The organism is Koromonas soli (assembly GCF_059726265.1).
In genome coordinates this window covers 3,817,355-3,830,181 of record NZ_AP040872.1, presented here as the reverse complement: position 1 = coordinate 3,830,181, position 12,827 = coordinate 3,817,355, and the positions used below count along the sequence as shown (strand labels likewise).

At 59.6% G+C, this 12,827-nt stretch carries 10 protein-coding genes and 1 pseudogene; 4 read left to right on the top strand and 7 right to left on the bottom strand.

Features of this window, described 5'->3' with window-relative positions; genetic code table 11:
• The first annotated feature begins 7 nt into the window (after nt 1–7).
• From AC6IY8_RS16690 to AC6IY8_RS16680, 3 genes are read left to right on the top strand one after another with little or no spacing between them, the layout of a single operon-like run.
• Entirely contained in the window at nt 8–1,048 is a 1,041-nt protein-coding gene (locus AC6IY8_RS16690; protein WP_497775760.1) for an ABC transporter ATP-binding protein, read from the top strand.
• The gene (locus AC6IY8_RS16685) at nt 1,045–2,160 is read left to right on the top strand and encodes an ABC transporter permease (RefSeq protein WP_497775759.1); all 1,116 of its coding nucleotides are present in this window, start codon (nt 1,045–1,047) and stop codon (nt 2,158–2,160) included. The genes AC6IY8_RS16690 and AC6IY8_RS16685 overlap by 4 nt, the downstream gene beginning before the upstream one ends.
• Before the next feature lie 59 nt (nt 2,161–2,219).
• Complete coding sequence (locus tag AC6IY8_RS16680; RefSeq protein WP_497775757.1) at nt 2,220–2,732, top strand: lipocalin-like domain-containing protein; 513 nt, start codon at nt 2,220–2,222, stop codon at nt 2,730–2,732.
• 6 nt (nt 2,733–2,738) lie between these two features.
• Here the strand turns inward: AC6IY8_RS16680 and coaE are convergent, their stop codons facing one another.
• From coaE to AC6IY8_RS16645, 7 genes and pseudogenes are all read right to left on the bottom strand, one after another.
• Entirely contained in the window at nt 2,739–3,359 is a 621-nt protein-coding gene (gene coaE, locus AC6IY8_RS16675) for a dephospho-CoA kinase (RefSeq protein ID WP_497775756.1), read from the bottom strand.
• 795 nt (nt 3,360–4,154) lie between these two features.
• Nucleotides 4,155–4,568, bottom strand: a pseudogene (locus tag AC6IY8_RS16670) (Clp protease N-terminal domain-containing protein); the annotation flags it as partial.
• Nucleotides 4,569–4,713: 145 nt separating this feature from the next.
• Nucleotides 4,714–5,295, bottom strand: a complete 582-nt coding sequence (locus AC6IY8_RS16665; protein ID WP_497775754.1) for a pyridoxamine 5'-phosphate oxidase family protein — start codon at nt 5,293–5,295, stop codon at nt 4,714–4,716.
• Nucleotides 5,296–5,415: 120 nt separating this feature from the next.
• Nucleotides 5,416–6,261, bottom strand: a complete 846-nt coding sequence (gene prmC / locus AC6IY8_RS16660; protein ID WP_497775753.1) for a peptide chain release factor N(5)-glutamine methyltransferase — start codon at nt 6,259–6,261, stop codon at nt 5,416–5,418.
• Nucleotides 6,262–6,459: 198 nt separating this feature from the next.
• A complete protein-coding gene (gene prfA / locus AC6IY8_RS16655) occupies nt 6,460–7,536 on the bottom strand; it encodes a peptide chain release factor 1 (protein WP_497775750.1) in 1,077 nt (358 codons plus the stop codon).
• 158 nt (nt 7,537–7,694) lie between these two features.
• Complete coding sequence (locus AC6IY8_RS16650; protein WP_497775748.1) at nt 7,695–8,675, bottom strand: DUF1385 domain-containing protein; 981 nt, start codon at nt 8,673–8,675, stop codon at nt 7,695–7,697.
• Nucleotides 8,676–8,784: 109 nt separating this feature from the next.
• Nucleotides 8,785–10,254, bottom strand: coding sequence for a diguanylate cyclase (locus AC6IY8_RS16645; RefSeq protein WP_497775747.1), 1,470 nt, complete (start codon nt 10,252–10,254; stop codon nt 8,785–8,787).
• Between the two features lie 390 nt (nt 10,255–10,644).
• On the opposite strand from AC6IY8_RS16645, the gene recG reads away from it, so the two are divergent.
• Nucleotides 10,645–12,798, top strand: a complete 2,154-nt coding sequence (gene recG / locus AC6IY8_RS16640) for an ATP-dependent DNA helicase RecG (RefSeq protein WP_497775745.1) — start codon at nt 10,645–10,647, stop codon at nt 12,796–12,798.
• The last annotated feature ends 29 nt before the right edge of the window (nt 12,799–12,827 follow it).

Below are 12,827 nucleotides of genomic sequence, written 5' to 3'. Positions count from 1 at the left end.
AGCTGGCATGAACATTCTCAGTCGTACAAGAGGACATCACGTCGGACACGAAGGACAGGCAATCGCCGTCGAGAACATCGTCAAGAAATATGGCGACTTCGAGGCCGTCAAAGGCGTGACCTTCGACGTGAAGGACGGCGAGATCTTCGGCCTGCTCGGTCCCAATGGTGCCGGCAAGAGCACGCTCATCCGCATGATGACCACTCTCATTCCGATCACCAGCGGCAAGGCTTTCATCGGCGGATACGATGTAAGCGAGAACGCCGATGCCGCGCGCCGCATGATGGGCGTTATTCCGCAGGCGATGACCAGCGACATCGACCTGACTATCGCCGAAAACATGCAAATCTACGCCAAGCTCTACGGAGTTCCGCGAGCAGAGCGCGAGCGCAATATCGACGAACTGCTCGAGGCCGTCGACCTCACACAATGGCGAGATGCGCAGGTGAAGACACTCTCCGGTGGCATGCGTCGTCGCGCCGAAATTGCCCGCGGACTTGTCCACAACCCGCGCATTTTCTTCCTCGACGAGCCGACTACAGGCCTCGATCCTGTCTCGCGCGTCGCCGTGTGGGAGATGCTCAACAAGCTCAAGAGCCGCCGCCAGCTCACGATTCTGATCACCACGCATTACATGGACGAAGCCGACCGCCTCTGCGATCGCATCGCCATTGTTGATCACGGCAAGCTCGTCGCGCTTGATTCTCCAATGACGCTGAAATCCAGCGTTCCTGGGAATAATGTGGTGGAGGCGCAATTTACGGGGGTGCCGGAGGGGTGGGTGGAGCGGCTACGTGCCCTACCCGGGGTTGAGAGTGTGCAGGAGGAGGGGGGCAACATGTATCGCGTGCTGACCACCACCGGCACCCAGACCACGACCGCGCTGGTGGAGCTGGCCGTGCGCGCCAAGGTGGAGATCAAGACCCTGAGCGTGCAGAACACCTCACTCGATGACGTATTCGTGCACTACACCGGCCGCCAGCTCCGCGACGAGCAGGTGAAGGCCTTCGGCTTCATGATGCCGCCGCGCCCGGGGATGCAGCCATGACCAGAATGCTAGCCATCATCGAGCGGGAGATGCGTAAGTTCTTCCGTTCCCCAACCCTGATGGTCACGGCCATGATCTTCCCGCTTATCCAGCTCATCATCCTGGGCAACGCCTTCGGCGGCAAGATACGGGACGCAAGGGTGGCCATCGTGGATGAGGACCACGGCACTCAGGCCATCCGCATCCAGGAGGCCTTCCGCTCGGTGCAGTCCAACGTGCGCACGTTCGTCATGGTTCCCTACACTGACGAGGTGCAGGCGCGGGAAGACGTGCGGCAGGGGCGGCTGGAAGGGGCGCTCATCATCCCCTCGCAGTTCTCCCGCCGCTACTATGCGGGAGAGAATCCCCAGCTCGGCATGGTGGTGGACAACAGCGACCAGTTCATGGCCAACTCGCTGCAGTCCAAGATGCAGGAGCTGGTGGTATCGCTCAACCTGCCCGAAGCCTCGGCCAAGCGCATTCCCAGCGAGGTGGCGCTCGACATCGTGGAGCTCTATCCCTATGTCGAGTATCTCAAGTACCTGCTGCCGGGCTCGATCACGCTGGCCATGTTCGTCTCGGTCATGATCGGCGGTGGCATGCTGTACATCGACGACAAGGCGAGAGGCGTGCACGAGGGCTATCTCGTTACGCCGATCACGGCGATGGAGATGGTGCTCGGCCTGAACCTGGCTGGTGCATTCAAGGCTGTACTCGCCGGATGCACGCTGACTGTGCTGGGCTCGCTCATCGCCGGACTCGGTGCGTCGTTCCATCCAGACCGCATGCTGCAGTGGTTCCTGCTGATCTGCGCTACGTCCTTCGCCTTCAATGGCATGATGTTCCTGCTCATGGTGCGGGTGGAAGATCCGCTGGTGCCGCGCGCCATGTTCGGCATCCTCAACACGCTGCTCTACTTCCCGAGCGGAGCGATCTATCCGGTGCAGGCCTTCCCGAAGTGGCTGCGCGCGATCTCCTATATCGATCCGTTCAGCTACGCGGTACATGGGCTCAAGGCAACGCTGCTCAAGGATGCGTCGTGGGCAGCGGTCTCGCAGGACATCATTTACCTGACGTTGTTCGGGTTCATCAGTCTGGGGCTTGCGGTGCCGTTGTTCAAGCGCACTTTGTAGGACGTTTCTGCATCTTCTGTCAGTGGTGATTGCACTTTCCTGGTCAGGAGGATGAAGGTTTGCGTAGGCTTTTCCTGTGTGGAATGCTGCTCGTTGCCGCATGCGCACTGGCGCAGAGCGGTAAGCCATCAGCGCCGAACACCGCACTACGGCCCTTCGTGGGAACGTGGCGGCTGGTGTCCTCTACCGAGGTCCTGCCGGACGGCACCACGCGTCCATATGGGTTTGGGCCGCATGCGCAGGGATACCTTATGTACGACGCCAGCGGCCACGTCTGCGCACAGGTGGTCGATCCCGACCGCCCGAAGTGGGTCGATGCTGAGCATCCCACGCCGCAGGAGGTGAAGACCGCCTACGACGGATTTGGCGGTTACTGCGGCACCTACACGGTGGACGAGAAAGCCCACGTTGCGGCGCACATTCCCGAGGTCTCCCTCGATCCGAACCAGGTCGGCGAGCCGAAGCCACGCAACTACCGCTTCGAGAACGACAAGCTCACCTACAGCGGTACCGAGAAGCTCAATCCTGTGGGCGAGAGCCGCTGGACGATGGTCTGGGAGAAGGTGAAGTAACCGCGGTCAGCGTGAGGCTTGCGCAGCGGACTTCAACCTCTGCCACACTTCGGCGACGCGCTCCGCGGCGGCTGCCCTGTCCGCACTGTTGTCGATCACGTAGTCGGCCATGCGGGCCTTTTCCTCTTCAGGCATCTGGGCGGCCATGCGCTTGAGAACCTCTTCACGCGCCGCTTCGGGCGATGCTCCGGTGCGCTGGGCGAAGCGCTCGATCTTCTGCTCCAGACTGCAGGTTACAACGATCAGGCGGTCGTAGCGCGAGAGTCCTCCGGCTTCGATAAGCAGCGCGGCTTCGCAGATGGCGACCGATTCCGGATCGGTCTCGCCAACCTCGCGCATCCAGTTGTCCTCGAAGGCCAGCACGCGCGGATGAACGATGGAGTTCAGCTCGGCGATGCGATTGGGAAAGGCCGCTGCCGCGAGCTTTGGCCGCGAGATGGTGCCGTCGAGCGCAAGGATTTCCTGGCCGAAGGCGGCAACGATAGCGTCGAACATCGGCTCGCCGGGATTCATGAGGCGATGCGCAACGGTGTCGGCGCGCAAGGTGTGCGCGCCAAGCTCGGCAAACATTGCCAGAATCGTGGTTTTTCCGCAGGCAATTCCGCCCGTCAAACCAACCTTCAACATGCGAACAGTTTCAGCTTTTTGGGGCAGAGGTGCAAGCCAGCCCCCTCCCCCCATATTTCCGCGTAAAAATTAGGAAACAAAGGAGTTAGAAGCCGATTGCAGGCAGGAGGGAATCCTTCCTATTTCCAGAGTAACAAAGATGGGGTGGTAATCCCCTCAGTGGTGAGGAATTTGTAAGTGTTGCACTGTGAGTGGGTTATGGGGAATCTGCGGGTATCCGGGGCTTGACAGGAATTGGATTGGGGGCATTTCGGGGCAAAAAGTAGGCGATTTGGTCGGGTTTTGCGACTTGGGCGCGTGATTTTGATGCGAGTGCCGGGGTGAAATCCGTGAATTACAAGTCAACAAGCAGAGGAGTGGATCACTGGTTGTGCAATAGGGTTTTGCGAAAAGCAGGGATTGACTAAGCCGCCAAGGGCAACAATCCCAGAGTTGGAAAAACGCCAACTCTGGGCCACCCTGTCGGGGGTAGCTTCGGGCGTTCTCCGACTAAGCGGTTGAGTCGCGATGCAGGCGACTGAGTTCGATGAGGACGCGGGAGGGTTGGTAAGGGATGGCGGTTTCCGAGGGGGAGGCGCTGAAGACGTAGGTGACGTTATCAACCTGGTAGGAGAGGTCTTCGCCGCCCTGGTTCCGAAATATGACTTCTTCGCCGATGCGTGGGATGGGGGCGTGGGGCGCTCCGAAGGCGGCGACGAGGTCGTGTCCGCAGACGAACTCGACGCTGTGGACGGTGGGGATGGGAGTCTGCTCGCGCATCACTTGCCCGGTGGAGCCGGAAAGTGCGGAGGCTACGATCCTCTCGCGCGCCTTTTGCAGATCGAGCCCCGACTGGTGCAGCAGCGATGCCGCGGTGAATTTCTCTTCGTGCAGCAAGCCAAGAAGAAGATGTTCGGTGCCGATGTGCTTATGGCCAAGCTTATCTGCTTCATCGGCTGCATAAGCGAGGACGCGCTTGGATTCGTTGCTGAGAGGCAGATCGACGGAGGTCGAGACTTTCTCGCGGATCACGGTCATCTCCTCGATGCGCTTGCGGATCGATTCGGCCGTAGTGGGCGAGGCCAGGACAAGACGCGCCAGCGCTTTGTCTTCACGCAAGAGCCCGAGCAGGAGGTGCTCCGTTTCGATATAGGGAGAGCCAAACTGGCTGGCTTCGTAGCGGGCGAAGAAGATGACGCGCCGAGCTTTCTCTGTGTATCGCTCGAACATGGCTGGAGACTATAGCAGGAAAGACATGCAAAAATCGAAAGTCAAAGCCCATCTCAAACCAACAACGGGCTTGAATGGGCCACCCCTGTCTGATTCTGAGCTACGCCGATAAGAGCGCGAAACAACGAGGCGGTGATGGCAATGTTCAAGATTTCACGAGGCCAGCCTCGTTTTGATCGATCTGGTCGAGAATCTCCTCCGCTGTGTAGCGGGGAGTGATGTGCTGCTGGCAATTCCAGTCAAATGCAACGACGTTGATTTTGAACAGTCTCTCAACCTTCGCTTTATAGCCCGCAGCCGCCAACTCCTTTACGAGTGGAGAATCGCCCTGAATGTCAGTGATTTCCGCATGGCCGAGGATTTTCAACCGAGTCCGATGCGGGTAGTCCATAAGAAAAAGCGTGACCTTGTCGTTGTGGGCGACGTTGCCGGCCGTGATGTACTGCTTGTTGCCGGAAAAATCCGCGAACGCAAGCGTCTTCGGATCGAGCACCTTCAAGAAACCCTTTGGTCCTCCGCGATGCTGAATGTAAGGCCAGTCATTCTCTCCCTGCGAGGCGATGTAAAAGGAATCGCGCTGCTGAATGAACTGAATTTCGTCCGGACCCAATTGGTCGTAGTCGGCCCCCGATTGGGCGAGCCGCTCGTATTGTCGGCGCGAACCGTAGCGCTCCTGTAACTTTTTCACGGCTTCGGTGAACATGATTTTTGAGAACTGGTGTGCCACGTAAGCTCCCCTTGATTGACAGCCTCGCCGTGCGGTTTCGAGGAATGTTCTCTAGATGCACTCAGGCAGAGCTCGGATGCTGCTGGACAGAATCCAAAGGAACGCCAACTCTGGAGCACCTCAAGGTTTGCGTGCGACGATGACGCGGGGGATTCCGGCGAGGTCGGCGACGGAGTGAACGTCGTTCCATCCGTCAAGAAGCGACATCACGGCTTCGGACTGGGTGTAGCCGATCTCCATTAGCAAATAACCTCCGGGGCGGAGGGCTTCGCGGGCCTGGGGAATGAGCCGGCGGATAACGTCGAGTCCGCTGTCTCCGGCGAAGACCGCCATGTGCGGCTCGTAATCTTTCACGACGTTTTGAACTTTATCTGACTCGTTGAGGCCGACATAGGGCGGATTGGAAACGACGAAGTCGAAGGTGCCGTCGCGAGAAACGGAGGCGAGGACGTCGCTTTCCGCAAATCGCACGTGCGCGCCAAGGCGCTCGGCATTCGTGCGCGCAATAGCAAGTGCGGCGGGAGAAAGATCGACGGCGAAGACTTCGGCGTCGGGGAGTTCGCAGGCGAGGGTGATGGCGATGGCTCCGGAGCCGGTGCCGACATCGACGAGTTTGAGGCGGGGGCTGAGCGAATTTTGCTGAACGAGTTCGAGGACGACTTCGATGATGTGTTCGGTTTCGGGGCGCGGGATGAGGACGGCGGGGGTAACGAGAAAATCGCGTTTCCAGAACTCTTGGTGTCCGGTGAGATATTGCAAGGGTTCTCCGGAGGCGCGGCGGGAGATAAGCGCGTCGTATTGTGACTGCTCGTCGGCAGCTAATTCGCGCTCGGGGTGCGCGAAGAGGTAGGCGCGGTCGCAATGGAGGACATGGAAAGCCAAGGCCTCGGCGGATATACGGGGGGAGTCGATGCCGGAGAGTTCGAGTTGGGCGATGGCGGAGTGAATGGCCTGGCGGAGTTGCACAACTGCATTGTACGGCGAAGGGTGAAAACCAGGAGCAAAAGCGAAGCAAAGGCCAAGGCAACAGCGAAATCTTGGAACGCGCTTCCCGCGACTTTGTTGGAACCCATATACGCTTGCCAGAAGAGGCAAGCGTATATGGGGCGGTGCTTGGATCGCGGAGAGTGCGGTCGGATGCGCACGCCCCGATACTAATTTTGGTTAAGCGTTGGCGGCTTCGCCTTTGAGTTTCTCGGCCTGGTAGTGGGTCACGAGGGCGTCGACGAAGGGCTGGAGTTTGCCTTCCATCACCTGGTCGAGCTGGTGGACGGTGAGGCCGATGCGGTGGTCGCTGACACGGTTCTGCGGGAAGTTGTAGGTGCGGATTTTCTCGCTGCGATCGCCGGAGCCGACCTGAGAACGGCGCTCCTTGGCAAGCGCTTCCTGCTGCTTCGCCTGCTCGAGTTCGTATAGGCGGGAGCGGAGAACGCGCATACCCTTTTCGCGATTCTTGATCTGCGACTTTTCATCCTGGCAGCTCACCACGGTATTCGTGGGCAAGTGGGTGATGCGCACGGCGGAGTAGGTCGTGTTCACCGACTGGCCGCCGGGACCGGAGGAACAGAAGGTATCGATGCGGATGTCTTTGGCTTCGATCTTGATGTCCACGTCTTCGGCTTCGGGGAGGACGGCGACGGTGACGGCCGAGGTGTGGACGCGGCCCTGGGTTTCGGTGTCGGGAACGCGCTGCACGCGGTGCACGCCGCTCTCGTACTTGAGCTGCGAGTACACGCGCTTGCCTTCGATGATGGCGATGACTTCCTTAAGGCCGCCGACGGAGGATTCGGAGCTGGATAGGACCTCGACTTTCCAGTGGCGTGACTCGGCATAGCGCATGTACATGCGGAAGATTTCAGCGGCAAAGAGGGTGGCTTCGTCGCCCCCGGTGCCGGCGCGGATCTCAAGGATGATGTTCTTTTCGTCGTTGGGATCCTTGGGGAGAAGGAGGACTTTAAGCTCCTCTTCAGCGACGTGAAGCTGCTGTTCGAGCGAGTGCAGCTCCTCCTCGGCATAGGCCTTCATGTCGGGATCGGTTTCGGAGGCGACGAGGGCGCGCGAGTCGGCGATGCCATCCTTGATCTTCTTGAACTCGTGGTACTTCTCGACGATGGGTGCGAGCTCGCCCTGAGCCTTGGCGGCCTTCTGATAGGCGGTGGAGTCGTTGATGATTTCGGGGGCGGCGAGGGATTCGTTCAATTCCTTCCAGCGCGCCTCGATCTGGTCTAAACGATCAAACATGATGTCCCTGAGCTTTCAGGCCGCGCTGGCGCAAGAAAGCGCGCACGGCCGGATGATTCTGAAATTTTGGGTGGAACGGGCAGCAAAAAGCGCAAAGAGCGGCGGGCGCCGCTAAAGGTGAAGCTGCGAGGCGAGAGCCGGGATGGAAGTGCAAATCATCAGGCGATTACCATTTCTCCGCCATGCTGCATTTCGAGTTCCATGGCGTGGTTGAGGGCGACGATGGCGCACTCGACCTGGGTGTCATCGGGAGGCTGGGTGGTAATGCGCTGCAACCAGAGTCCCGGGGCGGTCATGAGCCCGAACAGCGAAGAACGCTTCTTGGCCGCGTATCGAATGATCTCATAGGAGCCGCCGGCAATCACAGGCAGAAGCACGATGCGGGAGGCGAATCCGGCCCAGAAGCCATGCACCGGAACCAAGGCGTACACGGCAATCGAGATGATCATGACGGTCATCAGGAAGCTGGTGCCGCAGCGCGGATGGAACGTGGAATAGCGCTGGACGGCCTGAGCCGTGAGCGGATCGTGATTCTCGAAGGCGAAGACCGTCTTGTGCTCGGCGCCGTGGTACTGGTACACGCGGCGAATGTCGCTCCAGCGCGAGGTGATCCAGATGAAACCAAGGAAAATAGCCAGACGGATGAGGCCCTCGACGAGGGCGAATAGCACGGAGTTTCCGGTCTCGGGAGCCCAGTGGCGCAGCGAACGGGCAGCGGCAAAGGGCAGGAACTTGTACATAAAGATGAAGAAGCCGAGGGAGAGAGCGATGTTCAGCGCCGTGGCCCAGCCGCTCATCTCGAGCTTTTCACCGGTTTCGGTCTTTTCGTTTTCCAGAGCGACGTCGGCAGAGTAGCGGAGAGCCTTGAATCCCAGGACCATGGCGGAGCCGAGGGTAACAATGCCGCGAATGAAAGGCCACGCCTTCCAGGGATGCTTGTCACTGGGCTTTGCGAGCGGCTCGGAATGGGTCGCAATCTGCCCGTCGGGCTTGCGAATGGCGATGCCCCATGCGTGCGGGGACCGCATCATGACGCCTTCAAGAACGGCCTGGCCGCCGACGAGAGTTTCTTCCGCGCTCTCCAGAGCGAGGGCAAGCTGCAAAGCGGTGTGAAAACGAAGGTGAGAACGAAAAGACATAGGTAAGTATTAGACGCCCCAAGAGGGCAAGAAGATACGCCGTAACTTCTTAGATAAGGGTACGGGGGCCGGTTCTGGCTGTCAATCAGGGAGAGAACCGGGCAGACGGCTATTCCCCGTTTGCAGAGGCCGAGGAGGAGGAAGCAAGGCAGACACGATTGCGTCCGCTGGCCTTGGCGTTGTAGAGGGCAGTGTCGGCGGCTCCCACGATTTCGTCGCGGGTGATGCCGTTGGCCGGGAACTCGGCTACCCCGGCGCTGATGGTTACAGGATACGGAACTCCGGGGAATTTGACGCTGGAGACGGCGCAGCGAAGCTTTTCGCCCACGGCAACGGCGGCCACAGCCTGGGTGGCAGGGAGTATGACGGAGAATTCCTCGCCTCCATACCGGCAGACCACGTCAAGCTTGCGCAACTGATGGACGAAGACGTTGGAAACTTCGCGCAGAACATCGTCGCCGATCATGTGCCCGAACTCGTCATTGATCTTCTTGAAATGGTCGAGGTCGATCATAAGTACGCTGACGCCTCCGCCATAGCGGGCGGCGCGAGTGACCTCGTCAATGAGGCGCGTCTCGAAATAGCGGCGATTGAAGACTCCGGTGAGGCCGTCGCGATAGGCAAGCTGGCGCACGTGCTCGACGTAGCGGGCATTCTGGGAGGCGGTGGCAAGAATGTCGGCCACCGACTCGAGGGCCTGAATGTCATTGGCCAGGAAGGTTTTCTGCTTGGTCGAGAGGCAGACGAGCAGGCCCACGTTTTCGCCGAAGGAAACCAGGGGGATGCGAACTTCCTCCACCGCCGTGGGGAAGCAACTGGAGGCCGGGCCGATATAGTGGCGGTTTGATTCGGGACCGCTGCTGGCGGCGTACTCGGCTGGAAGCACATCGCCTTCGTTGAGGGAGGTGGCAAGCGTGCCCTGATGGGCGCGGAGGACGAGGTCGCCCTCTTCATCACGCAGGATGATGGCCACGTGCTCGACCGGAAACGACTGAGGAATCTGGGTGCAAAGGCGTTCGAGCAGATCCTTTAACTCCTGCTCCACAGTGGTGCGCTTGGCGATTGCGTTGATGGCCTCTATCTGCGCAGCGCGGCGCTGAAGCATGGAGTAGAGCTTCGCATTCTGCAGGCCGATGGAGGCCTGGGTCGCGAAAAGCGTGAGGAGATCGACGGTTTCGTTGTCGAAGAAAGCCGTCTCGTCGCTCTGACAGTCAAGAACGCCCACAACCTGATCGCCCACAATCAGCGGAATCGCAAGCTCGGATCGAGTGGTGGGCACATATGCGATGTAACGCGGATCGGTCGTGACATCCGCCGAATAGATCGGACGGCGAGCCTTGGCGGCGGTTCCGGTGATGCCCTTGCCGAAGGGGACGAAGAAATCAGGCGACGTGCGGCTGGCGCCGAACTCGGCACGCACGTACAGGCGCTGCGATGTTTCGTCGAGCAACATGATGCTGCCGCTCTGCAACTGGAAGTAGTCCCGCACGATCGCGAGGACCTGGTTCAGAACCTCGTCAAGATCGAAGGTGGACAAGACCGCCTGACTGGCGTCGTAAAGGATGGCAATCCGTTGCATAAGCAGCCCGATAACAGCAAAAGCCAAAATCTAAGGCCATACTACATTAGCGCGGCCTTCGTATCTGTCTTTTGTGCCGAAACCAAAGTTCCAAAAAACCCATTACGACTAGGCAAAACCAAAAATCTACAAGCAACCCAAGGTCGAGTTCGGCAGTGTTGTGCCGGGCGGCAGGAGGAAGATAGCGGGAACAGGCAAAGTAGATCGCGTTCCCGATGAGTACGGCGGCAAGCGATCTCCAGAAGTTTCCCGACACATCTACTTTGACACCTCGCCCGAGAGAAAAGTTGGCAGAGGAGATGGTGTCAGGTGCTCTCCCACATTCACCAAAAGAAGGCGGATGTAGGCCACCGGGAGTTGCACAGGGCGCAATGCGTTAACATGCGAGAGATGCCAGAGTTACGGACAGAAGTGCAGTACCTGAAGGGCATAGGCCCGCGTGTGGCGGAGACCCTGGCCGCAAAGGGAATCCATACTCTGGAAGACCTGCTGTACTATCTGCCCTTCCGATACGAAGACCGCATCAATCCGCGCACGATTGAACAACTGAAGGCGGGAGAGATGGCCTCGGTGATTGCCGAGGTGCGCACGAGCGCGCTGCTGCGTACGCGACGAATGCCCATCTTTGAGATGACGGCGGGACAGGGGCGAAGCAAGCTGAAGTGCATCTGGTTTCGCGGCGGATACCTGGAAGGAAAATTCAAGCCGGGGGCGCTGGTCGCGCTATATGGCAAGGTCGAATACTCGACCTTCGGGCGCGGCGGACTGCAAATGATCCAGCCGCAGTTCGAAATTCTGCACGAGCCGCCCGAGGAGGGCGAGCCGCCAATTGAGACGGAAGAGCAGAAGAAATTTGAGTCGCTTGAGATTGGGCGCATTGTGCCGATCTACGAGGCGACGGGAAAGCTGAACGCCCGCTGGTTTCGCCGGGTGATACGCACGGCGCTGGAGCACATGCCGGAAGATGTGGGCGATGCGATTCCGACGGCCATCTGCGGGCGGCTGGCACTGGTGCCGCGGGCGGAAGCTTTCTGGAACGTGCATTGGCCCGATGCGGGAGAGAATTTCGCCGACTTGCAGGCAGCGAGGACTCCGGCCCACCAGCGGCTGATTTTCGAGGAACTGTTTTTCCTGGAGCTGGGGCTGGAGTTGAAGCGGCGCAAGGCGCGGTTGCAGCCGGGTATCGCATTTGAAATCACGGACAAGGTGCGCGAGGCGCTGAAGCGCGTGCTGCCGTTTCATCCTACGCAGGCGCAGAAGAAAGTACTGAAGGAGATCGCCGAAGATATGGCGCATGGGTCTCCGATGCGGCGGCTGCTGCAGGGCGATGTGGGATCGGGCAAGACGATTGTGGCCTTCGAAGCGGCGACGATGGCGATGGAAAGCGGCTACCAGGTCGCCATGATGGCTCCCACGGAAATCCTCGCCACGCAGCATTATCTTTCGGCACGGCGCATTCTGGAGCCCGCGGGATACCGAGTGGTGCTGCTGACGGGATCGCTGGAGCAAGACCGCAAACGCGCGATCCGGCACCATGTGGCGCAAGGACACGCGCAGATGGTGATTGGAACCCACGCACTGCTCGAGGACAACGTGGAGTTCGAGCGGCTGGGGCTGGTGGTTGTGGACGAGCAGCACCGCTTCGGCGTGTTGCAGCGCATGAAACTGATGCGCAAGAACAGCGAAGTGCAGCCGGATGTTCTGGTGATGACCGCAACGCCGATTCCGCGCACGCTATCGCTGACGCTCTATGGCGATCTGGATGTGAGCGTGATTGACGAACTGCCGCCGGGACGCACTCCGGTGAGCACGCGCGTGGTGCCCGACGAGCGCGATGAGGAAGTGTGGGAATTTGTGCGCAAGCTGGTGACGGCAGGTCAGCAGGCTTATGTCGTGTATCCGGTGATCGAGGAGAACGAGAAGGATACAGGGCTGAAAGCGGCGATGAAGATGTACGACGAGCTGCGCAAGAAAACATTCCCCGAGATGAAGCTGGGGCTGCTGCATGGGCGCATGAGCGCCGACGAGAAAGACGAGATCATGCGGCGCTTTAAGTCCGGTGAGGTGCAGATTCTCGTCGCCACCACGGTGATCGAGGTTGGCGTGGATGTGCCGAATGCATCGGTCATGGTGATTGAGCACGCGGAGCGCTTTGGGTTGTCGCAACTGCATCAGTTGCGCGGGCGCATTGGGCGCGGCAGTGCAAAGTCCTACTGTGTGCTGATGACCGGCGGCAAGGTAAGCGAAGACGCGCAGCAGCGGCTGGACACAATGGTTCGGACAAACGACGGATTTGAGATTGCGGAAAAAGACCTGGAACTGCGCGGGCCGGGAGAGTTCTTTGGCACAAGACAGGCCGGGATGCCGAGTCTGCGGGTGGCAAACCTGATCCGCGACCGCAAGCTGCTGGAATGCGCGAAGCGCGAGGCGCGAGGACTGCTGGAAGAAGACTGCGCGGAGATCACCGACGGAGAGAAACGTATGGTGATGCACTATTTGAAAAGCCACTGGAACCGCCGCTATGGGCTGGTGGAAGTCGGGTAAGTGTGGCTTTTTTCGGGACGGCAATTGGG

Bases quoted from the DNA above. Each gene is read 5' to 3' on its own strand.
- prfA (WP_497775750.1), bottom strand. From the start codon at position 7,536: ATGTTTGATCGTTTAGACCAGATCGAGGCGCGCTGGAAGGAATTGAAC.
- AC6IY8_RS16690 (WP_497775760.1), top strand. From the start codon at position 8: ATGAACATTCTCAGTCGTACAAGAGGACATCACGTCGGACACGAAGGA.
- AC6IY8_RS16645 (WP_497775747.1), bottom strand. From the start codon at position 10,254: ATGCAACGGATTGCCATCCTTTACGACGCCAGTCAGGCGGTCTTGTCC.
- AC6IY8_RS16685 (WP_497775759.1), top strand. From the start codon at position 1,045: ATGACCAGAATGCTAGCCATCATCGAGCGGGAGATGCGTAAGTTCTTC.
- AC6IY8_RS16650 (WP_497775748.1), bottom strand. From the start codon at position 8,675: ATGTCTTTTCGTTCTCACCTTCGTTTTCACACCGCTTTGCAGCTTGCC.
- recG (WP_497775745.1), top strand. From the start codon at position 10,645: ATGCCAGAGTTACGGACAGAAGTGCAGTACCTGAAGGGCATAGGCCCG.
- coaE (WP_497775756.1), bottom strand. From the start codon at position 3,359: ATGTTGAAGGTTGGTTTGACGGGCGGAATTGCCTGCGGAAAAACCACG.